Raw genomic sequence first — 23,655 nt, 5'->3', positions numbered from 1 at the left:
AGCAATATGATGCGATTTTTACTGGTCTGTGTACTGATGTTGTGCGCTATGCCAAGTTGGGCCTCAATTACTGATTATGTAGTTAAGCAATGGAATATAAAAGACGGGTTGCCCTCGCAATCACTAAAAAGTGTAGTGCAAGATCAACAAGGCTATATGTGGCTAGGCACTCAGTTTGGTCTAAGTCGATTTGATGGCACTACATTTACAAACTACAACACGCAAAATAGTCCTTTTTTACCTAGCAATGGTATTAATAAGCTTTTAGTCGATTCGAATGGTTTATTGTGGATTGGCACAAAAAGCGGTTTGGTGGTTATTAACCCGGCTACATTTGCAGCACAAGAATTTAATATTAAAGGCCCTGTAAGAGACATACTTGAAGACTCTAAAGGCAGCATATGGATAGCCGCCAATGGCTTGTATTATGTTGATAGAGGGCAAGTTGATTTACGTACTCAAGTAAATGGGCCTTTGCCTATTGTTAATGCAACCGTAATTACTCAAATAGTTGGCTCTGTAAGCAAAATGGCGCTTTCTCCTGAAGGTATTTGGCTGGTTAATGATCGCCATTTATTACGCCTAACTAAAAGCTCCTCTGATTTTTCTAAACTACGCTTAGAACTTACTGCGAAAATATCGTTACCAGAGCGATTAGCACAAACGATTGTTCACGACCTTTCTTTTTTAAATGGAAATTTATACTTAGCTTCTGAGCTAGGGGCTTACTTTTTAGATTTAGATGACGAATTACGACCATTTCCATTGCCGAATACGAATAACTCTGCCGTTTATAAATTTATGAGTGATACCGATGGTGGCTTATGGATTTCGACTTATGGGCGCTTATTATTTAGAGACAAAACGGGTGAGTGGCAATGGGTAGAGCCAAGTCAGCTTGATCAAAGTATATGGTTTGCAGACATATTTAGAGATGATAAAAATAACGTGTGGCTTGCAAGCTTTAGTGAAGGTTTATGGCTGGCTCATGAAGGGCGTGTAGAAAGGCATTCTGCGGTATCGCAAATGACCGAATCGGTTATGGCTATAAGCCAAGCACCAGATGGAAAACTATGGGTGGCTAATAAAAGTGGCATTGGCTATTTTGATTTAGATAAAAGTTTTATTAATTTATTACCTAGTAGTAAGTACGGGCGCGCTTCCGTTCATGACTTACAATTTGATGGAGACCGTTTATACATAGCGACAGGGCGTGGGTTATTTGTTTTCGAAAACAATACTCTTTATACCGTACCAGGGCGTGCACTTCGTGATAATCCGGTGTTTGCAATTAGTCGCTCGAGTAAGGGCGGATTTTGGATCGGCACAGGGCGTGGTTTGTATCGCTTAAATTATGCTGGCTTAACTCCTTTTGCTTATAACGCATTCTTAGGTAGTAAGTTTATTACCTATGTATTAGATAAAACAAATTTTGGTGTAATTGGTACAAGTAAAGGGGCATATTACTTTACTGATCGCGGTATCGAAAAAATAGGCGACCAAACCACACTCGAAAGCGCATACGTAACCAGCGTGCTGCATATTGATGGCGTAGGTATTTTAATTGGCTCGCTAAACGATGGCCTTTTTTATAGAAGTACGCAGGGCCAATGGCGACAACTTGATGCTGCCAATGGTTTACCGTATGGGTCTATATTTAGTTTAGAGTACGACGAAACCCTAAAGCATGTTTGGGTTAGTACAATGAAGGGCGTTTATAGAATGCCTGTCGATCAATTTAAAACAGATATTAAAAGTTTAAAAGTTGAAGAGGTTATTTCATCTTTTGATCGCCAATTAGATGGCAAGGCTAATCAGTGTTGTAGTGGACTTGGCCACGATGCGGTGGCCGATACAGGAAGCTCTATTTGGTATCCTAGCTTGCAAGGTGTAGTAGAAATACCTAAAAATGTAGAGCTTTTTGGCCTGCTTGCAATAAAACCCAAAATAGAAACTATCACAACGCCGCTTCGTAATTTAACTACGGCTGCGCTTGGTAAAAAGCCATCACTTGAAACAGATGAACGCGATATAACCCTTACTTATACCGCCATTGATTACTATGCTCCTAATAGTATTGAATTTAGATATAAGCTAACAGGCTTAGACAGTGATTGGCGTTATGCAAATACTCGCCGAGAAGCTATTTATACAAACTTACCGGCTGGCTCGTTTTTGTTTCAGTTAGAAGCTAAACGCCAAGGTGAAGATTGGACTAAAGCACAAGAAGCTGAATATGGCTTTACAGTGCCAGAGCGCTTTGATGAAACCATTTACTTTAGGCTGTTAATTACCAGTGGCTTTGTTTTATTAATTTACTTAGTATTTTGGGTGTTTAGAGCGCAAGAGCGCAGGAAGCAAGAAGCTCTCGAAGGGCTCATTACAGAGCGTACATTGGAGCTTCGTCAAGCTAACGATAAACTTGGGCAAGTAAACTCGCAGCTCAAATTAGTTAGTCACTCAGATGAGCTTACAGGGCTTCGTAGTCGTCGCTTTTTGTTCGATCAGCTCCCTAAAGATATAGAGCACTTTCAGCGTAACTCGCAATCGCTACAAGCTCAGGGTAAATCGCTGGTGTTAGTGATTATTAACTTTGATAACTTTAGCCGTATAAACGATGCTTATGGCCCCATTGCGGGAGACAGTTGTTTACAGCAAATGGCGGCATTGTTAAACGCCCGTACTCAGGGCTCTGATTATGTAGCGCGTTGGAGTGGTGATGAGTTTTTATTATTACTACGTGATTTTAAGTGTAATAAAATAGACAGTTACGCATCTGACTTATGTAAATTTATAGCCAGTAATTCGTTTCAATTACCTAATGGTAAAACAACGAGCATTACGGCGTCGATTGGTTGGTCATTTTATCCATTACCGTTATTAGGCGGGCAGGTAATTAGCTGGGAAACCTCTATTAACTTGGCAGATATAGCGCTTCATCAAGTTAAAAAACGCGGTGGTGATGGCGTGGCTAATATTACTTTTGATGAGCAACTAGATGCATTTGAATTTGAACAAAACTCTAATGTTGATCAGCAATTAGGTATTTTACAAAGTAATGGCTTGGCGGATATAAAAGTGTGGATGCGATAATGCCCGACCAAGGTTATTGGTCAGGCATGGTGAGGTTAACTCTATTTGTTAAGCCAAGCTGGTAATATTGCAACCGATTCAGGGGCTGTAAATGCTGTACTGGTATCGGCGCTTATATCACCGCCTGCACTGCTTAAAATATTATTAAATCGCATAACCACATTATTTGACTTCTCAGCTACGTACAAATCTGTTCCGGTATACATAATATCAACAGGGTTACCCAGTAGGGTATTTGGACCGCTAATAGTGGTACTTATGTTTACCAAGCCCGATGCCGTTGCTACGTTATTCAATACGTATATTTTGCCATCGTCAGCAATCGTTGCGCTACCAACATCTGAGAGTATTAACGAGTCACTTAATGAGTAGTAGTCGATGCCGTGTATATTGCTTGGCGCTGCTACTGCTGTGCCTGAATTTGCTGGTGTTATAAGCCTATCCTCAACTGCAATATTAGTACTACCAGCCATTAGTTTGCTTTTAACTTCGTCAAATACAGCAACGGTTCCATTTGTTAGTGCTACAAAAGCTCGATCAGTGTTTGCATCGTAATCAACATCCCAAGGGCGAGCATCGTTTGCAAACGTAAGCGTCATTAACGGGCTCGCATCCCCTGTGGTACACGTTGAAAATATAGAAATACTTGGAGTATCTGCATTATTTTCTGCAACTAAAATCATACCGCTATCAGAAGCCACATCAAGACCTTTAGGAGATGTAAGGCCTGTATTCGAACCAGTAATAATACTGTCTTGGTTTGTATTATAAGTTTGCCCATCTCTGTTTATTGCGACTTTATTTGAAATAACAATTCCGCCAATAGAGGTTGTACTGTTATCGAATGTTGTATAGCTATTTCCTGCTTTATCAAAGGCTACACTCTCGATTGTTTGACTTGCGTTATAATTGCCAATTTCTGTGTTAAGTTGTGAACTTAATCGACTAATTTGCCCAGTTGTTTCACCGGCAGTGCCCGGATTACTACTTACAGCAACACCTAGCAGCGCCATATTAGCGGTATGACTATCTGAAATATCAGCCATCTCATTTTGTATACCCAGTTTAGTAATTGACTCAGGTTTAATTGTTGAGGTAACTAAATCAGGAGTGATATCGCCGCTTTCACCTGAAAATATATTGCTGAACACAAGAACAGCATCATTTGATTTTTCAGCTACACGTAAGTCACTACCTTCAAGGCTAATATCAACTGGGTTACCAAGCATTGTTGCTGGACCGGCAATACTTCGTGCAACGCTTACTAAGCCCTCTGCGGTTGATGCATTATTAATTACAAATAACGAACCATCGGTTGCGTCTGAGGCACTACCTACATCAGACAAAACGAGTTTATTAGTATTTGAGTCATAAACAATGCCGTGAATATTTACAGATATTTGCGTGCCATCATTATTACTAGGAGTAATTGTGCGGCTTGGCATTGCGGCAAATTCACCACTAACAAAACTATCGTAAACGGCTACATCACCATTTGTTAGTGCTACATAAAGGCGGTCGTTAGATTCATCATAATCAACATCCCACGGTGCCGCTTCTGTAATGGTTGTGCCTAAAGGCGCTGCATCGCCCGCAGCTGTAGCGCCAAAAGTCGTTACTTGCATAGCGCCAAAGTCAGCAATAAAAACAAGGCCACTCTTTTGTGCTACAGCAATTCCTTTAGGGTTTACCAGTGTTGTATTAGTACCTGTTATTTCGCGATCTGTATTAGCTGTATAGGTTGCGCCGTCATCGCGGCTTGCAAGCTGACAAATGGTTTTAATACTGCCACTTTCGCTGTCGCTTGCTTGTAATAAATTCCCAAGGCTATCAAATGCAATGCCTTCATTAGCTGTTGTATTAAAGGTTTTTAGTTTAGAAGCATTTTGATTAATAAAGTCGATGGTGCCTGCATTAGCTTCACCATTGTTTGCCAGAACAAATGTTGCGGCTGCAAAACCAGGGCTGCCATTTGTACCATCGGTTCCATTTTGTCCATCGGTGCCTGCAATACCATCTACGCCGTTTTCACCATCGTCTGAGCTACAGCCTGTAATGCCGATTAATACTGCAAGTGTTAAAGCTGAAAAACTAAGCGTGTGTTTAAGTGTATTTTTTTGTGCTGAATGAGTTGTTAAATTAGCTTTATTCATCATTTTTACCTTTTAAATATTCCATCAAATGTAGGTAAATAACGCGCTTGCTCATAAGGCATAGACTAAGCGGCACCGATTATTTACATGTTAACCTCATATCAATAACGGCTCAAAATTTAAACTGGATGCAAAAAAGTTAAAATTAAAAACAAAAAAAGGAGCCTTTAGGCTCCTTTTTAATAAACTAAGTAAATAGCTTAAGCGATAAACGACTTAATTGAACTTAAAATACCTTGCTCACCTAAGCCCATTTCATCATGCATTTGCGCTTGTGTACCGTGCTTAATAAATTCATCAGGAATACCTAAATTAAGTACTTGAATGCGGGCTTTAATACTTGCCAAGTATTCATTAACTGCGGAGCCTGCACCACCACAAATAGCATTACCCTCTAGGGTAACTATTACATCGTGGCTTTGAGCAAGCTCATTTAAAAGCGTTGTATCAAGCGGTTTAATAAAACGCATGTTAACAAGCGTTGCGTTTAATTCATTCGCTGCAAGTTGTGCGTTTTCAAGCAATGTGCCAAATGACAAAATAGCAATTTTAGCACCTTGCTTAATTGTGTCTGCTTTACCTATTTCGATAAGCTGCATATCGCTTTGAATATCTGCAGTACCGGCACTTCCGCGAGGGTAGCGTACAGCTACAGGACAATTTGCTTTATAACCGGTGTACAGCATTTGGCGGCATTCGTTAGTATCGCTAGGGGCCATAATAACCATATTAGGTATACAGCGCATAAAGCTTAAGTCGTAAGCACCTTGGTGGGTTTCACCGTCAGCACCAACGATGCCTGCACGGTCAATTGCAAATAGCACCGGTAAGTTTTGTAGGGCTACATCGTGAATGAGCTGATCGTATGCACGTTGTAAAAAACTTGAGTAAATAGCAACAACAGGCTTTAAACCTTCACAGGCTAAGCCGGCGGCAAGTGTTACTGCGTGTTGCTCAGCTATAGCTACGTCAAAGTATTGCTCTGGGTGTTCTTTTGAAAAGCGCACCATGCCCGAGCCTTCGCGCATAGCAGGTGTTATTGCCATCAGCTTACTGTCTTGCTCGGCCATATCGCACAGCCAATCACCAAACACCTTTGAAAAGGTTGCTGCGCCAGGTTTAGATTTAGGTAAACATGATGTGCTTGGGTCGAACTTTGGTACGCCATGATAGCCAATGGGATCCGCTTCTGCTGGCTTATAACCTTTACCTTTTTGTGTTTTTATATGCAGTAATTGCGGGCCTTTTAAATTACGCATATTACGAAGCGTGTCTACGAGCATGTTTACATCGTGTCCATCAATTGGGCCAATGTAATTAAGGCCTAATTCTTCAAAAAAAGTACCAGGTATAACCATACCTTTAAGGTGCTCTTCCATTCTGCTGGCAAGCTCTTTAACTGGCGGTACACCAGAGAGTAATTTTTTGCTACCTTCACGAATATTAGTATAAAAGCTACCTGATAAAATACGTGCAAAGTGATTGGTAAGTGCACCTACGTTTTCAGAAATCGACATTTCGTTATCATTTAAAATAATAAGCATGTCTGACTTTACGTCACCTAAGTGGTTCATAGCTTCAAAGGCCATGCCCGCAGTAATAGCACCATCGCCAATAACTGCAACGGTTTTACGTCCTGCGCCTTCTTTTTTAGCTGCAATAGACATACCTAATGCCGCTGAAATAGATGTGCTTGAATGGCCCACACTAAAAGTATCGTATTCGCTTTCATCTCTAAACGGGAAAGGGTGCAGGCCATCTTTTTGACGAATGGTGTGCATTAAATCACGACGACCAGTTAATATTTTATGTGGGTAAGCTTGATGTCCTACATCCCATACAACGCGATCTTCTGGTGTGTTATAAACATAATGTAGTGCAACAGTTAGCTCAACTGTTCCTAAACCAGACGCTAAATGACCGCTACTTTGCGATACTGAGTTGAGTAAGTAATCGCGCAGCTCGTTGCTAAAAGCAGGAAGTTTATCTTGCGCTAAATCACGCAGCTGTGCTGGTTCGTCAACCAAATTAAGTAATGGATACTTGCTACTATCAAGTGTCATGGTTTTATATATATCCTTCGCTAACATTAATTAACACAAAGCGTTTATGAGTAATTAATGTTGAGTAATAATGTCAGTGCTAATTGCAATACGCTAAAGCGGTTATTAGTGGTCACGCTCAATAAGGTAATTTGCTAGCGACGCAAGATGTGTTGTGTCGGCATCTATTTTTGCAAGCGCTTCATGTGCTTGTTGTATTAAGTTTTGCGCCTTTTCTTTAGCGCCTAGCATACCTAATAACGCTGGGTATGTCGCTTTATTCGCGGCGATATCTGACCCTTGTGGCTTACCTAAAATAATAGTATCGCCTTCAACATCTAAAATATCGTCGTGTACTTGAAATGCCAGCCCTATAGCATACCCAAAAATGCTTAAGTTTTCTAAAGTTTGTTTGTCTGCATTTTCGCTACACAATGCACCAAGTGTAATAGCACAATTAATGAGCGCACCCGTTTTTAGTTTATGTATACGTTCAAGCTCTTGAACGGTAACTGCTTTATCTGTTGCTGCAATATCTAAAGATTGTCCGCCAACCATGCCCTCAAGGCCAGATGCTTTAGCTAGTTGAGCAATCATTTTTACCTGTGTTTGCGAAGAGCATGTAAATTCATGGCTTGCTATTAACTCAAAGGCGAGGGTTTGTAGTGCATCACCAGCTAAAATTGCGTGCGCTTCGCCAAACTCAATATGGCAAGTAGGGCGACCACGACGTAAATCGTCATCGTCCATCGCAGGTAAATCATCATGAACAAGTGAGTAGCTATGAATACATTCAATAGCGCCTGCCAATATGTCCAAATCTTGCTTTTTAGCACCTAGCATTTCGCCTGTGGCGTACACTAAAAATGGACGTAGTCTTTTGCCACCATTAAATAACCCATACTCAGTGGCACTTTTTATTGTTTGCTCTGTATCGAGAGGTTGGTCAAAATGTTGTTGTAAAGTAGCTACTACATCTTTTTGAGCACATTCAATATAATCTTTAATGCTCACAACTATTCCATATCGTTATCAAAGTTTGTAAGTGCTGACTTTTCGCCGTTACCCATCAAAATTGATACTTTTTGCTCTGCTTGCTGCAATTTTCCTGATGAAGCACTCGCTAATGCAATTCCACGTTCAAATTGTTTAAGCGATTGCTCAAGCGACAAATCACCTTGTTCCATATCACTAACAATTGTCGATAATTCTTCTAGTGCTTGTTCGAAACTTAAGTTTTCAGGTTTTTTAGTCGCCATCTTTATTTCAGCTTACATAATAAATTTAGGGGTCAATTTTAGGGGGAATGCTAAACTAGGTCAAAGGATGATATTGGTTTTTTACCTTTATGGCGTTAAATTATATTTAATTGCATTAATAAAGGCTTAATAGCACTCTTAATGGTTAATAAATTAGGTTGCACATATAACTTGATCTAAAATAGTGCTAAAGGCTGCTTTTTATGTTTATTTATAAAAATGGCTTAAGCAATTCAGTATGTTGCCGATAACCAGATAATAATAAAAGTTTATAATAAGGCATTGAACATGAAACCTCTGGAGGAAATGTGGATTTAGCAACCATAATCGGGATCCTAGGCGCAATTGGCTTAATTGTCATGTCTATGTTTATGAGTAGTAGCGGTGAAATGGCTATGTTTGCCGATGCTCCTTCAAGTGTCATTGTTTTTGGCGGCTCACTGTTTATTGTTTTATCAAACTTCACCATGTCACAATTTTTAGGCATAGGTAAAGTAGTTGGTAAGGCATTCATGTTTAAAATAGAATCCCCTGAAGAGCTAATAGAAAAAGCAGTAGAACTTGCTGATTCAGCTCGTAAAGGTGGTTTTTTAGCCCTTGAAGAAGCCGAAATTCCCAATCCATTTATGCGTAAAGGCGTAGATATGCTTGTTGATGGGCATGATGCTGACGTTGTGCGTGCAACTCTTCAAAAAGATATTTCTTTAACCACTACTCGTCACGAAATGGGCGCGGGTTTATTTAAGTCACTTGCTGATATAGCGCCTGCTATGGGCATGATTGGTACACTTATTGGCTTGGTTGCTATGTTATCTAACATGGACGACCCTAAAGCAATTGGACCCGCAATGGCTGTAGCACTATTAACTACTTTATATGGTGCGTTTTTAGCAAACGTTGTAGCAATTCCAATTCAGGTAAAACTCGAACTACGTAAAGACGAAGAAGCAATGAACCAACGTTTAATTTTGGATGCAATTTTAGGTATCCAAGATGGTCAAAACCCAAAAGTAATTGAAGGTATTTTGAAAAACTACTTAGCTGAATCTAAACGTAAAGTAGATACCGAGGAGTAACCATGTCTGATCAAGAGTGCAAATGCCCACCACCAGGTTTACCTGCTTGGATGGGAACTTTTGCCGATTTAATGTCATTATTAATGTGCTTCTTTGTACTCTTGCTTGCGTTTTCAGAAATGGATGTACTTAAATTTAAACAAATAGCAGGCTCGATGAAGTTTGCATTTGGTGTGCAAAATAAAATAGAAGTAAAAGATATCCCCAAAGGCACGTCTGTTATTGCCATGGAATTTACCCCAGGTAAACCAGAGCCAACCCCTATAGAAACCATTCAACAACAAACTGTAGAAATGACCCAGCAAATGCTTGAGTTTCAAGCTGGTGATGAAAGCTCAGCCGGTGGTAGGCAAGAGCAGCGAGGAGATAAACGCGGAGGGGAGTCGCGTAGCACTTCGCAAGAACAATCGTCAGAGCAAGCAATTTCAGCGGCCGATCAAGAGCAAACAAATGAGTTAGTTAAAAAAATAGCGCAACAACTCGAAAAGCAAATTATAGATGGTGCAATAGAGCTTGAATCTTTAGGGCAGCAAATTATTATTCGTATTCGTGAAAATGGCTCATTTCCCTCAGGGAGTGCATTTTTACAACCTAAGTTTAAACCTATCATTCAAGATATTGGTGTGTTGTTAAAAGATGTACCTGGCGAAATTACAGTTTCGGGACATACCGACGATTTTCAGGTTTCAAATGAGTTATATATTAATAATTGGGACTTATCGTCAAAGCGTGCTGTAGCAGTCGCAAGTGAACTGCAAACAGTGCAAGGGTTTGATAAAAACCGGATGATGGTAGTAGGGCGCGCCGATACACGCCCGCTTGTTCCAAACGATTCAAATGAAGATCGCCGAAGAAACCGTCGAGTAGAAATATCAATCTTGCAAGGTAAGGCTAAAGAGTCTGATCCTATTGATGTGCGATAAGTTATTGCTTTGTGTTATATCTTATTATGTTTGTTTTGATTTAAGGTACTTAATTGCCTAAGTATCTTGGCAATTTCATCATTTTAGCTTACAGTACATTTCCTTAACATATGTAATGAGTGCCCATGAATAAAAAATATAAGTATAGCGATATGCCAGGAAATGGTACTGGCGGAGATGACGATAAGACGAAAGAATAACAATGCCTTTATGGGTTGATAAGGTAATTGCATTTCTTGAACTTAGCTGGGTTTTATTTTTAATCCCAGCTATTGTTATTTTCTACTTACGTAAAGACTTTTTGGCATTACGGTTTGTATGTGTAACAGGTGCATTTTTTTTATTTGGTGCACTTATATACGATTCTTTAAGAGAGTTTGATAAAGATATTTATGTATATAGATATCTTGTATGGGCGTTTAATGACATAGCTTGGATGGCTTTAATTGCCTACCTTGGGATAAAAGACAAAGTTTATTTATGGCAATGTGTGTTAGGTCAGTTGGTTGTTATCACGGCACCAATTTTACAACTTTTTCGCGTTGTTGATCGCCACCTTTGGGATTTATCTTATAGCACGCTAATGTATAAAACGTTTTTACCTTTAATTAATATAGGCACTGTAGTGGTGTGCTATCTTCCGCTGATTTATTTAGTCATTAAAAATAATAAAGTTGTAACCAATAATGGTTATAAAAAAGTCCCTCCTTTAAAATAGCTGTGCTAAACTACTGTTTATATAAACAGTGGTGAGCAAGTTATGAAACTCTACATTGCAGAAAAACCTTCACTAGGTCGTGCTATTGCAGACGCCTTACCTAAACCACATAAAAAGCATGATGGTTATATAGAGGTCGCTAATGGCGATTGTGTCTCTTGGTGTATTGGGCATTTGCTAGAACAAGCAGAACCCGATGACTACGATGAGCGTTTTAAAAAGTGGCAATTTGAACACTTACCTATAATACCAGAGCAGTGGAAGTTAAAAGCTAAAACCAAAACACGTAAACAACTCACTGTTTTAAAAAAATTAATTAAACAAGCTTCGCAAGTTATTCACGCTGGCGATCCTGACCGTGCACTGTTACGATATTTTAATGGAAACTCATTAATACAATAAATATCGTTAAAAGTGTGAAATAGGATCTGACTTATGAACTACATTTTATGGACAGTACCAAGTTTAACTATTGACCAAAAATTATCTAAGTCAGTTAACTCAGACACGGGTGAGATCAGCTTTAACTTTAATGGAAAAGGCCACGATGTTCAGGATATTGTATTGTTATATCAAGACAATGGTTTACCAGTTAGTGTTGTAAATAATTGGCTTATATATTTAAAGACCTCTCAATATCGAAAATATGTCAACACTCAAGCTCAGGCATTACTGCATTATTTTATCTTCCTAGATGAAATAGGGCTTGAGTGGGACGAGATGCCCATTACTTCAAGAAATAAACCTACGTATAAGTTCAGTAAACATCTTAAAAATTCGGTGATGAATGGAGCTATTGCTAGAACAACAGCCAATAATTACTTAGGCTCAATTGTCAGTTTTTATAAGTTTTATTTAAACAAAGGCTACGAATTTATAAATAAGCCATTTAATTATAAAAAAATTAAAGTGAATGTTGATGGTGGGCATGAGTTTAGTAGAGGTAAGTTTGTCTTTGTCGACTCGACAGACATTAGGCTTAATTTACCTAAGGATAAAAGTAATTTTGGTATGCCAAGAGAGCTTGTTCCTTTGAGTGAACATGAATGGACTTTGGTCGATAAAATATGTCGTCAGGGAAAGGTAAATTCAAATACTTCAAGCGGAGCTGCTTTAGTTAATCTGTCTGAAGAGTTTAAACTTGCTGTTAGCTTAGCTCGATATACAGGGTTACGTAGAGAAGAGCTTGTTACGTTTAGGTCAAAATTTATTTATAAGCCAACTGCTGAACAGCTTAATAATAAGTATTTAGTCCATTCAAATGGCGTGCACATATCACCGCAAGAGGGAGTAGAAACGAAAGGCTCTGGCAGTAGAACTATTGAGATGCCTTCATCGCTAATGCTTCAATTACATCAATACATTAATTCAAAGCGTTACATAAAACGCAGAAAACTCTTCGAAGTAAATAATTCCGATGAATTAAACAATCCACCTTTATTCATTTCACAGAATGGACATCATTACGCCTCTAGGACATTTAATGCTCGATGGTGCGAAGTTCGAAATACGGTAAAAGACAGTCATCCGAGTTTTAATCATAAATTTCATAACTTACGTTCAACCTATGCTGTAGCGCGTTTAAAAGAGCTTTTAAATCAAGGGATAAAAGAAGGTGATGCTCTTGATTACATTCAATCTGTAATGGGACATAAGTCAAGAAGTACCCTTCTGCATTATTTAAAGTTTTGCCATCAAACATTGAAGGCTAATGAAGTTTATGAGCAAGCCCTTGAGCTGGTTTTAAAGGGCGAGGAATAGGGCTATGGCTTTTATCGGAAATGAAAAGCGAAAAGCATTAGAGATTAAAAATAATGAAAGTATAGATGTTATAGATATTCCTAATCATAAGTTGATCTTTAGCAATGGCCAGAGAAATTGCTATTTTCATCGGCTTGGTTATAAAGGTTGTCCAAAGGTTAAAATAGGTTCTAATGGTCAATCTTTTCGACTTCAAGCGAATGAGCAGTTAGTTGATATGAATAGATGGGAGCTTGTTAGGTATTGTTATCTTACAGTATTGAAAATCGATAGGCGGGAAAGAACAAAGGTTGGGATATTCAACGCTTTGATACCATTTTTTCAGCATTGCGATACAAATAATTATAAAGTTGCTTTTAATAAAGAAACTATTACTTCATTTATTAATAATTTAAAGAAGCGATATCTCAGTGGATTAAAAGGAAAAACGCTAATTCAGATCCAAGGCTCACTTAAAAGCTTCTTTAATGAAGTTGATCCAAATTTAAATCATGAATTAAGAAATGACTTTATAAGTACCTTAAACGATTCTGATATTACTTTGCCTTATACTGATACTGAGTTGAAACGGATAGTTAAGCTACTTTATATTATATTTAATAAATATAGAGTTTGTATAATAAATGGGACTAAACCTTCAGTTCATCCGTTGTTGTGTGATGATTCAGGAAATGATTTTTTAGGTAACCCGTTTAATGGAAAGCATATCTTTTCTGTTGTCAAATATAGCCATGCTTGGAAAAACGAACTTGTTAAAGCAGCTCTTTATTTGACGTGTTTTTATACGGGACTAAATGAAAGCCAATTACTAGCAATTAAGTTTTCTGATATTTCAAATGAATCTTTCGAAAGAACATCTGATGGTGTTTATAAGCTATCGACAACAAAACACAGGCAGCAGGGAAGGCAAAATATTACTACAGTTGGCTTTAGTAAAAGAGCCAAAGAGTTTTTTGAGACATGGTTGCCTTTAAGTAAGTTGATAACAAATAATACCTCAGATTACGTTTTTTCAGTTTACTCGAAGAAAAAATATACAGGAATGTTAGAGAATCAATTCGCTAGTGTAATAAATAAGAAGCTTAAATACTTTGAGTTACCTGTATTAAGTACGCAGCGATTTAGAAAGACCAAAGCAACCTTAATTATGAGAGCAACCGAAAGCATTTTTTCTGTTGCTGAAGGCTTAAATAACAGTCCTGATACTGTGTCAAAGCATTATTCTAATGGTGTACCTGAATTAATGGAGTTCTCGATTGCAGGAGCACTTGATGTTAGGCAGCGGACACTTCAAGGAGAGACATTAAATGATGCGGTTATTAAAAGTGCTTATCACTTTAAAGATCCAGTGAGAGAGCAATTTTACTTAAAAAATAAATTAGATATCCCAAACGCTTTATCCAATGGACTCCGCTGTAAGGATTCTTTCGGTGAAAAAGCTAAGCAGCTAAAAAAATCACTCGTTAAAGCGGGTTTAGCTAAGAAAAAAAATAAAGTCGCATGTTACAAGTTTTTAGAATGCTTTGGTTGTCCATATCATGCCGTTATTGCTGAAGTCGACGATATCTGGCTTATGCTGTCATTCAGAGATGTAATTCTTGAGGTTGCCTGTCAGCCATCAATTAACTCAATACCCACTACTACATTAGCCAAGGTTACTAATACCGTAGAGTCAATTTTAGATAGGTTGAAACAAGAGTTTCCGCACGTATATAAAAGTGCTGAGGTGAAATATTCTGAGCTTCCGCATCCTCTTTGGGCTGATAAAACGGATTTTAATGTCTTAATGGAGTTAAATTAATAATGAATGAGTTAACTAAGCCTCTAAACACTATTGATGCTGAGCATCAAAACGTAATTAATTCTGATAATACAGTTATCTCTTACTCTTCAGATGGAAAACCGTTTAGCTATTTTCAAGATGATGTTTGGAGAATTCTAAATGAAGGCGTTAAGTTGAATTTTGGAAATCTCAGTGATGGGTTTAAATCAGTTTGTAAAAGGTTGATTTTTAAATTGTTAAACGGTGATGAGCTCATAAATAAAAAAAGTATAGGTATGAAGTATATACAAGGCTTTTCAATTTTTGATAAATGTATTATTGAATGTGGTGGTACTGACTTTACTTTTATTAATTCAGATAGAGGGTTCCGAGAGTTTATAAAAGTAGCCCAAAGTCGTAATTTAAAATACAAAACATGGAAAAACTACTTAATAATTCTTAGCGTCTTAAAAAAAGAAAAAATTATCACCAGAGTAATTGATAATGCTGATGAATTAGCTGTTTTACTCTCAAATAGCCAGCGGATTTCACATCAAACAATTGCTTTACCAGAAAATATAGCATCAAATTATTTTAAAATTGCATTAGATGTTATTGCTAAGTATCACCCAAGTAGAAAGATTATTAGTGATACATATGAAAGCTTTATTCAGGATTACAATAAAAATATTGGACAAGGATATGGTGTTCCTACCGCTAGGGGTTACGCCCAAAAAAACTATCAAGAAATAACTAAAACAATTGATTTCAAACTAGATTTAACAGGCACATGGTTAACTTGGATAAGAGGTGCTTGTTACACTGTAATAGCTGCTTTCACTGGTTGTAGAGATGGTGAAATTAAATCTTTAACCAAAGAGTCCTATCAAGAAAAAAAATATGCGGGTATGACTATCCCTATTATTAATGGGGTTCATACCAAAGTTAATATCGCAGGGGTAGAAAGAGAAACAAGTTGGGTCACTATTCCTGCTGTTAAGCTGGCAATTGAGCTTATATGGGATATCTATGAATTTTCGAGAAAAAATTGGAAAGATCGTGCTCAGCTTTGTTCTCACATAGACGAGCAAAATAAAATGATTCAAGAAGCCGACTCCCTTTTTCTATCATATACGCCTACGGCAAAATATCCTGCAGCAGGAAGGCAAGGCATAGAGTGTTCTTTAAAAAGCTTTGTTAAATTTGTTAATTACAAAGCTAACTCACATGATGTTGCTGAATTTAATCTTTTAAATCCATCACGAAAAAATGAATTAAAAATTGGCGAATTGTTAACCCCAAACCCACACTGCTTCAGAAGAACTTTTGCTGTATTTCTTGTTCGTAATAAACTGGCATCACTCTTAGATTTAAAATATCAATTTAAACACATCAATATAGCTATGACCTCTTGGTATTCTAACCAAGCCAATGTCGCAGGCTATTTCGATATGATGCTAGATAAAGAATTACTTTTAGACATAGCACAAGAAAATCATGAGTTTATGACCGACACTTTTTATCATATTTATAATGAAGCAGAGTCTTTGTCTGGTGCTGAAGGTAAACGAATCGCAAATTTACGTGGTGATGATAGAAGTACCATTTATTTGAGTCGTGATGAAATATCAAGGCAAGTTCGAGATGGTCAAATGTCGATAATAGAAACACCTGTTGGCCATTGTACTAACCCCCGATGTGATCGTATTTGTGATGCGCCTGTCTGTAAGTATGCGGTTGTCACTAAAGCTAAGGCATTAGAACTTATCCCCAAAAGGCAATTGTTGATTACCAAATTTGAATCATTAATCGAGTTTGGATTGAAAATGCCGAACATATTGTCAAAACTTTATTATGAGATTAAATCGATAGAACAATGTTTTAAAGATCATAATATTACCTTTGATGTATTCAAACATGACATTAACCAAACACTTTTGTAAGAGCACCTATGACTGAACAATCAGATAGAGGCAGAGAAACGTTAATCAGGTTAGAGCAAGCATTAGAAAGGCTTATTGAAGGTAAGCCACTGAATACAAAGCCTGATGGACGTATTAGCTTAAAAAGAATCAATGATGAAGCGGGTTTAAGTTCTGGTGGTATTTATTACTATTCAGAATTTGTCGAAATTGCTAATCAAAGAATTCAGTTACTAAAGCAAAGCTTAGCCGTCAGTAAAAGTGAAAAAAGTAAGCAGGCTGAAAGTAAGCTACGCGAACAACGCGACAAAGAAAAAGAATTAAAAGAGCGTTATAGAACGCAGCGCGACCAAATAAAAGCTTTTAGTGATCAAGTTGTAGCTCATAACGCTCAGCTTGAATTCACGCTTTTTGAAGCGTTAGAAAAAGTATCTTTGTTAGAGCAGCAACTAGAAATATATAAAGTTAGTCCAATTACAGGTAAAAAAGTTTGAGATTGTTTATTGCAGAAAAACCAAGCCTTGGTAGGGCACTAGTAGATGTATTACCTAAACCACATAAAAAAAGTGATGGTTATATCACCGCTGGTAATGGCGATGTTGTTACTTGGTGTATAGGTCATTTATTAGAGCAAGCAGAGCCAGAGGCATACAACCCTGATTATAAAAAATGGGCTGTTGAGCATTTACCGATTGTTCCTAATGAGTGGAAGCTTGTCGTTAAAAGTAAAACAAGAAAGCAATTTACAGTAGTAAAAACATTAATAAAAAAAGCAGATACACTAGTTAATATGGGCGATCCAGATCGAGTCGGGCAAATCCTGATCGATGAAGTAATTAATCATTGTGGTGTGTCTAAAGCAAAAAAAACACAGGTTTTAAGGTGCTTAATTAGTGACTTGAATCCAGCAGCAGTAAAAAAAGCATTAAACAATTTACGTCAAAATACAGATTTCATTCCTCTTGCTACATCAGCATTAGCACGCGCAAGAGCTGATTGGCTTTATGGTATCAACATGACTCGCCTATGCACGCTACAAGGGCGCCAATCAGGCTATAATGGCGTGTTATCAATTGGTAGGGTACAAACACCTGTTTTAGGTTTAATTGTCCACAGAGACCTAGAGATTGCGAATTTTGTATCAAAACCATTCTATGAGGTTATCTGTACGCTTCTTACTTCAAAAGGTGAGGCGTATCAGGCTAAATGGCGTCCAAGTAAAGCATGTGAGCCATACATGGATGAAGATAATCGGGTGTTGTCTAAAGCGCTAGCATTAAATGTTATTTCAAAGGTACAAAATAAAGCAGGTAAAGTAGTTAATGTAACTCAAGCAAAAAAAGCAACACCTCCGCCATTGCCTTATAGTTTATCGGCTTTACAAATTGATGCCGCAAAAAGGTTTGGTATGAGCGCACAATCGGTACTTGATACGTGTCAGCAATTATACGAGCGACATAAATTAATTACTTACCCTCGCTCAGATTGCCGGTATTTACCTAAAGAACATTTGAATGATGTTAAGCAAGTCGTAGGTGCAATTGGTAAATCATGCTCAGCTTTAAGTGATGCCGCAAACAACGCGAATCTTAGTCTAAAAAGTAAAGCTTGGAATGACTCAAAAGTAAGTGCCCACCACGCGATAATTCCTACATCAAAAACAACCGATTTAAGCCGTTTATCACCTGCTGAAAATAATATTTATGAACTGGTTGCTCGTCAGTATCTTATTCAGTTCTACCCTCCATTTGAGTATGTAGATAAACAAATAGATACAGAAGTGTCAGGCGGTTTATTTATTTCCAAACAAAAAGACGTGGTATCGCAAGGTTGGAAAGTTCTATTTCCTTCAAAACAAAAATCACAGGGGGAAAGTGAGTTTTCAGCGATTAGCCTACCTAATGTTTCAAAAGGAGATGAAGTACATTGCCAGCAAGCTGACTTGCTAGAAAAGCAAACTACGCCACCTAAATATTTTACTGACGCTACATTACTTTCAGCTATGACAGGTATAGCTCGTTATGTAACTGACACTTCAATTAAAAAAGTATTGCGTGATACTGATGGGTTGGGTACTGAGGCTACAAGGGCAGGGATAATTGAGCTGTTATTTAAACGTCAATTTTTGACTCGTAAAGGTAAAGATATAAGAGCAACTGATGTTGGTACGCAATTAATTTGCTCTTTACCTGAACGCATGACAATTCCAGATATGACAGCACATTGGGAATCCCAATTAGAAGCTATTAGCCAAAAAGAAATTAAATACGCCCACTTCATGGACCCAATTACGCAAAGCATAGATACGTTAATTGCTGAGGTTAAAACAGTTACATTTAGCGGGTTAAAAGGTAAGGGAACGCCTTACAAACCGAGAAAATCGTTTAAGCAACAAACGAAAGGAGCAAGAAAAACAAAGGCTAGGGTGTAAAATTTACAGCCTAAAGATTAATGGGGCAGTTATCATCTCGATGAAATGGATTCATAAGTTAAGAAGTTTGCGTAAAAATATGACCGTATAACAAGTTTATATTAGGCTTACTGATTGTACATTTAAGACATAGGAGAGCATATGCGTCCTGATAAAATCTAGCAAAATAAACCTTAAATAGTTAATCAATTAAACGGTCTACGCCCAACAGTTTATAAATTACTTTATAAATTTAGCACAACTTATTTTATAAACGCATTTAGTTATCCATAATAAACTCTAGGACTTAAAAAGTAAGTTGTGGTTTGTACCATAAAAGTAGTATTTTACTGGTTTTTCCCATATTCTTTTGAAACGTATGCAGCTTGAAAGCTAAAAAAGAAGTTACAAGATTTTATAAGTAGGCAATTCTTAGCGATTTTAAAACATGGATAGTATAAAAAGACTAAAAGTGATCCCCAATTACCAGCAATTTATGCGCCCACTCCTTGAAATTGCTCAAGAAGCAAATAGCAACGAGATAAAGCTTCGAAATGTTATTAACCGGCTAACATCAAAATTCGCATTAATCGAATATGAAAAAGCTGAAACACTACCTAATGGCAAGCAAAATATTCTTGATAATCGAGTAGGCTGGGCACGAACTTACCTAATTAGACGAGTACACCTAATTTTTAACGAACGAGGTATAAATGCACTTCAGGATACAGATGGTGTTATAAAACCTTTGAAGATGCAGATAATATTACCCCCTGATGAAACACTTCTTGCTGCTTACAAAAAAACCAATGATGCGCTAGCTCAAAATACGCAAGGTAACCCTACTTTTTTGAAGCTTGATATTAATTCGAGCTTAAACCCAATTTACAGAGAATAATTAATGGCTAATACAGACAAAATTAAAAATAATTCCGACCTTATATGGGATGTTGCTAACTTATTGCGAGGTCCATACTTACCAGCACAATACCGTCGAGTAATGATCCCACTTACTGTTTTACGTCGTCTTGATTGCGTGCTTGAGGCTGATGTTGATAAAGTAAAGATGGAATATGATAAACTTTTTGAACAATACAAAGAGAAAGAAAATCGCACTGAAATTATAGAAAAGATAATTTTCAAAAAGTTTAACCATAAATTCTTTAACACCAGCGGCTTTACCTTCAAAAAATTGATTGGCGATCCTGACAATCTTGCTAAAAATCTTAATAAATACATTGCAGGTTTTTCGACAAGAGCACGAGAGATCTTAGAAAAATTCCGTTTCGATCAAGAAATTGAACACTTAGAAGACGCTAACCGCTTATTTAAAGTATTCAGCGAAATAGCCGGTGTTAATTTCCACCCTGATAAAATTGAATCCCTAGAAATGGGCTATATCTTTGAAGACTTGGTTAGACGATTTAACGAACAAGCAAACCAAGAAGCAGGGGATCACTTTACGCCCCGTGAAGTGGTTAAGCTTATCGTGAATCTTCTCTTCACAGGTGAAGAGTCTATTCATACCGCTGGTAACCTGATAAAAATCTACGACCCAGCCTGCGGAACGGGTGGTATTTTGTCAGAATCTGAAAAAGGAATTATTGCTCAAAACGACAGAGCTAAAGTGCAGTTATTTGGGCAAGAGTATAACCCAGAATCTTATGCCATTTGTGGTTCAGATTTAATGATTAAAGGCGAAGAAGCTGACAACATTGCTTTTGGTGATACCTTAGGTACAGGTATAACCAAAGACGACCGTGTTGACGGTGATGGTCACCCCGACATGAAATTTGATTACATGGCAGCAAATCCGCCGTTCGGTGTTGAATGGAAACCAGAGAAAGACTACGTAACCAACGAACATGAAAAATTTGGTTTCAATGGTCGTTTTGGCGCAGGTTTACCTCGTATAAATGATGGCGCTTTATTATTCTTACAGCACATGATGTCAAAAATGCAAAATCCACCTGCACAATATCCACTTCATCGAGCAGGCGAAGAAGCTGAAAACGGTTCACGCATTGCGGTTGTATTCAATGGTTCGCCACTTTTTACTGGCGATGCAGGGAGCGGTGAAAGCAATATTCGTCGTTATATTATTGAGAACGATATGCTTGAAGCAGTTGTCGCTTTACCAGATCAACTCTTCTATAACACGGGCATTTATACCTATATCTGGATTGTTACTAACAGAAAATCAGACGGCACTAACAATACACATGATAGACGCGGTAAAGTGCAGTTAATTAACGGTACTGACTTCGCATGGAAAATGAAAAAATCACTCGGTGATAAACGCAAAAAAATTGGTGAAGGGCCTTCGGAAAATAATAAAAATGAGCCCGACCATATCAGTATGCTTACAGAAATTTATGCGGCTTTTAAAGATGAAGAAACTCGCACCTTAGCAGATATTAATACCAACGTAGAACTACCGAAAAAGAAAGCGCGCGACATGGGTAAAGTCGTCACGGTAAGCAAGGTATTTAATAACCAAGACTTTGGTTACTTAAAAATTACCGTTGAACGCCCACTTCGCCTTAATTTTACGGTTAACCAAAGCCGTATCGAAGCATTTAAAGCAACCGCTTACTTTGAAAGTTTAGCTATTAGTAAAAAGCGTAAAAACATTGCCGCAATGGATTTAGAAATTGTTGAAGGTAAAGCGAAGCAAGCGGAGTTAATCGCTGTTCTTGAGTCATTACTACCAGAGTTTGAAAACTCTGAATTGATTAAAAATCGTGACGACTTTGAAGCACAAATTAAACCCGCATTTGTTGATGCAGGTATTAAGTTTGACGCCTCACTCAAAAAGGCGTTACTAGCCCCGGGTAGTTTAGGTGAAAAAGACCCAACCGCTGAAGAATGTACCAATAGTAAAGGTGAGTTTGAAGCAGATGGTGACTTACGTGATACTGAAAATGTACAGCTACCTAAAGATATTGCTTTGCCTTTACCACTCGGTTATGAAAACAAAGGGCAAAATAAAGGTAAGGTTGATAAAACCCAATTACTTGCATTAGTAGAACAACATTGTGAAAAATACTTGGCTGAAGAAGTATTACCATACCGACCTGATGCATGGATTGACCACAGTAAAATTAAATTAGGTTATGAAATTCCCTTTAACCGTCACTTTTACGAGTATGAGCCACCGCGTGAGCTAGAAGAAGTTGAAGCGGATATAAAAGGCCTAGAGCAAGAAATTATGGATATGCTTGCGGAGGTGGTTTAATGGAATACCCTGCTTATGATTCATATAAACCATCCTCTATTGATTGGATAGATAAAGTACCTTCACATTGGGTGACATGGAAAGTCACGCACGGATTTAATTTAGTAGGAAGTGGAACTACACCCAAAAGTGACAACCAGTCTTATTATGAAGGTGGTGAAACTCCATGGATTACTACAAGTGAACTCCGAGAAAAAGAGATTTTAGATACTAAATTTAAAATAACCAAAACTGCCTTAGCAGATTACTCAACTTTAAAAGTGTATAAGCCCGGTTCACTGGCCTTTGCAATGTACGGGGCGACTATTGGAAGATTAGGCATTCTAGGTATTGATGCAACTGTTAATCAAGCTTGCTGCGTTTTTGACGAACCAGAACAATTCGACACAAAATTTTTCTTTTATTGGCTTTGGATGAGAAGAGATGTATTAATTTCTCTTTCAGTTGGAGGTGGGCAACCTAACCTCAGTCAAGATGACTTGAAACAAATACGGGCACCGATCCCGCCAGTTACTGAACAACAAAAAATATCAGCTTTTCTAGATTATAAAACTCAACAAATAGATCATTTGATCGAGAAGAAAAAAGCTCTTATAGAAAAGCTCGAAGAAAAGCGCATTACTGTGATCACTCAAACAGTCACAAAAGGTATAAATAATAATATCAAGCTAAAACCTTCTGGAAAACATTGGTTAGGTGATATACCTAAAAATTGGGTTTGCAGCTATTTAAAGCACTTTTCTCTTATATATGACTGTAAACACCTTACCGCACAATTTGTTGATGATGGCTACCCTCTGGCTAGTATTTCTGAAGTTAAAGGTTGGTATGTTGACTTAGCAACGTCAAAGAAAACCACTTATGAGTATTATCATGATCTAATTGCTGGCGAAAGGAAGCCTAAAACTGGAGATATTATCTATAGTCGCAATGCTACAGTCGGCGAAGCAGCAATCGTATCTAAAAATACTCCTGACTTTGCAATGGGTCAGGATGTTTGTTTGATTCGATCTTCAGACTTGTTGTTACCTGACTTTTTAATGTATTTTCTTAACTCAAAACTAATTTTGCAGCAATTAGATTTGTTGATGGTCGGCTCTACGTTCAAAAGAATAAACGTAAACGATATAAAGAACTTCACATTATTAATTCCACCAATCGAAGAACAAAAACAAATTATTGATTATTTGATTGAAGTAGAAAACAAAAGTCAAAGCATGGTATTAAAAGTTTCTGAAGCATTAGAGCGTTTGGAAGAATACAAGGCAGCTTTAGTCACATTGGACTTCCCAGCTTTC

General features: G+C 37.7%; 16 protein-coding genes and 1 pseudogene. 13 read left to right on the top strand and 4 right to left on the bottom strand.

Translation table 11 applies throughout. The features are described 5' to 3' along the window. The first annotated feature begins 6 nt into the window (after positions 1-6). Positions 7-3,093 (top strand): ligand-binding sensor domain-containing diguanylate cyclase, encoded by a 3,087-nt coding sequence (locus CWC11_RS10320; protein ID WP_138682630.1) that lies wholly within the window; start codon positions 7-9, stop codon positions 3,091-3,093. Between the two features lie 41 nt (positions 3,094-3,134). Here CWC11_RS10320 and CWC11_RS10315 read toward each other — a convergent pair whose 3' ends face one another. The 4 genes from CWC11_RS10315 to CWC11_RS10300 all read right to left on the bottom strand — a co-directional run bounded on the left by CWC11_RS10315 (position 3,135) and on the right by CWC11_RS10300 (position 8,547). After that, positions 3,135-5,246 (bottom strand): hypothetical protein, encoded by a 2,112-nt coding sequence (locus CWC11_RS10315; protein WP_138682629.1) that lies wholly within the window; start codon positions 5,244-5,246, stop codon positions 3,135-3,137. A 200-nt stretch (positions 5,247-5,446) separates the two neighbouring features. Continuing rightward, a complete protein-coding gene (gene dxs / locus CWC11_RS10310) occupies positions 5,447-7,309 on the bottom strand; it encodes a 1-deoxy-D-xylulose-5-phosphate synthase (RefSeq protein ID WP_138682628.1) in 1,863 nt (620 codons plus the stop codon). A gap of 105 nt (positions 7,310-7,414) precedes the next feature. After that, a complete protein-coding gene (gene ispA / locus CWC11_RS10305; RefSeq protein WP_138682627.1) occupies positions 7,415-8,302 on the bottom strand; it encodes a (2E,6E)-farnesyl diphosphate synthase in 888 nt (295 codons plus the stop codon). Positions 8,303-8,304: 2 nt separating this feature from the next. After that, entirely contained in the window at positions 8,305-8,547 is a 243-nt protein-coding gene (locus CWC11_RS10300; RefSeq protein ID WP_138682626.1) for an exodeoxyribonuclease VII small subunit, read from the bottom strand. 308 nt (positions 8,548-8,855) lie between these two features. Between CWC11_RS10300 and pomA the strand changes: the two genes are divergently transcribed. From pomA to CWC11_RS10240, 12 genes and pseudogenes are all read left to right on the top strand, one after another. Beyond that, the gene (gene pomA, locus CWC11_RS10295; RefSeq protein ID WP_058548001.1) at positions 8,856-9,623 is read left to right on the top strand and encodes a flagellar motor protein PomA; all 768 of its coding nucleotides are present in this window, start codon (positions 8,856-8,858) and stop codon (positions 9,621-9,623) included. A 2-nt stretch (positions 9,624-9,625) separates the two neighbouring features. Next, a complete protein-coding gene (locus CWC11_RS10290; protein ID WP_138682625.1) occupies positions 9,626-10,546 on the top strand; it encodes a flagellar motor protein MotB in 921 nt (306 codons plus the stop codon). 202 nt (positions 10,547-10,748) lie between these two features. Then, positions 10,749-11,264: a hypothetical protein gene (locus tag CWC11_RS10285; RefSeq protein WP_138682624.1), complete on the top strand. Its 516-nt coding sequence runs from the start codon at positions 10,749-10,751 to the stop codon at positions 11,262-11,264. 42 nt (positions 11,265-11,306) lie between these two features. Then, a pseudogene (locus tag CWC11_RS10280) lies at positions 11,307-11,624 on the top strand (toprim domain-containing protein); the annotation flags it as partial. Between the two features lie 75 nt (positions 11,625-11,699). Beyond that, complete coding sequence (locus CWC11_RS10275) at positions 11,700-13,025, top strand: tyrosine-type recombinase/integrase (protein WP_138682622.1); 1,326 nt, start codon at positions 11,700-11,702, stop codon at positions 13,023-13,025. Positions 13,026-13,029: 4 nt separating this feature from the next. Beyond that, a complete protein-coding gene (locus CWC11_RS10270; RefSeq protein ID WP_138682621.1) occupies positions 13,030-14,826 on the top strand; it encodes a site-specific integrase in 1,797 nt (598 codons plus the stop codon). 2 nt (positions 14,827-14,828) lie between these two features. Further along, positions 14,829-16,730, top strand: a complete 1,902-nt coding sequence (locus tag CWC11_RS10265; protein WP_138682620.1) for a site-specific integrase — start codon at positions 14,829-14,831, stop codon at positions 16,728-16,730. An 8-nt stretch (positions 16,731-16,738) separates the two neighbouring features. After that, positions 16,739-17,203, top strand: coding sequence for a hypothetical protein (locus CWC11_RS10260; protein WP_138682619.1), 465 nt, complete (start codon positions 16,739-16,741; stop codon positions 17,201-17,203). Next, positions 17,200-19,140 (top strand): DNA topoisomerase III, encoded by a 1,941-nt coding sequence (locus CWC11_RS10255; protein ID WP_138682618.1) that lies wholly within the window; start codon positions 17,200-17,202, stop codon positions 19,138-19,140. Before CWC11_RS10260 ends, CWC11_RS10255 begins: the two co-directional genes overlap by 4 nt. A 427-nt stretch (positions 19,141-19,567) precedes the next feature. Next, on the top strand, positions 19,568-20,017 hold the full coding sequence (locus CWC11_RS10250) for a winged helix-turn-helix domain-containing protein (RefSeq protein ID WP_249330725.1): 450 nt from the start codon (positions 19,568-19,570) through the stop codon (positions 20,015-20,017). A gap of 3 nt (positions 20,018-20,020) precedes the next feature. Beyond that, positions 20,021-22,357 (top strand): type I restriction-modification system subunit M, encoded by a 2,337-nt coding sequence (locus CWC11_RS10245; RefSeq protein ID WP_138682617.1) that lies wholly within the window; start codon positions 20,021-20,023, stop codon positions 22,355-22,357. Continuing rightward, positions 22,357-23,655, top strand: a 1,299-nt coding sequence (locus CWC11_RS10240) for a restriction endonuclease subunit S (protein WP_138682616.1), incomplete at its 3' end; no start/stop codon positions are given. The genes CWC11_RS10245 and CWC11_RS10240, both read left to right, overlap by 1 nt.

The sequence above is a fragment of the Pseudoalteromonas sp. S3178 genome (genome assembly GCF_005886985.1).
Taxonomy (GTDB): Bacteria; Pseudomonadota; Gammaproteobacteria; order Enterobacterales; family Alteromonadaceae; genus Pseudoalteromonas; species Pseudoalteromonas carrageenovora.
The sequence above is the reverse complement of the archived record's forward strand: the minus strand, read 5'-3'. Positions and strand labels throughout refer to the sequence as shown.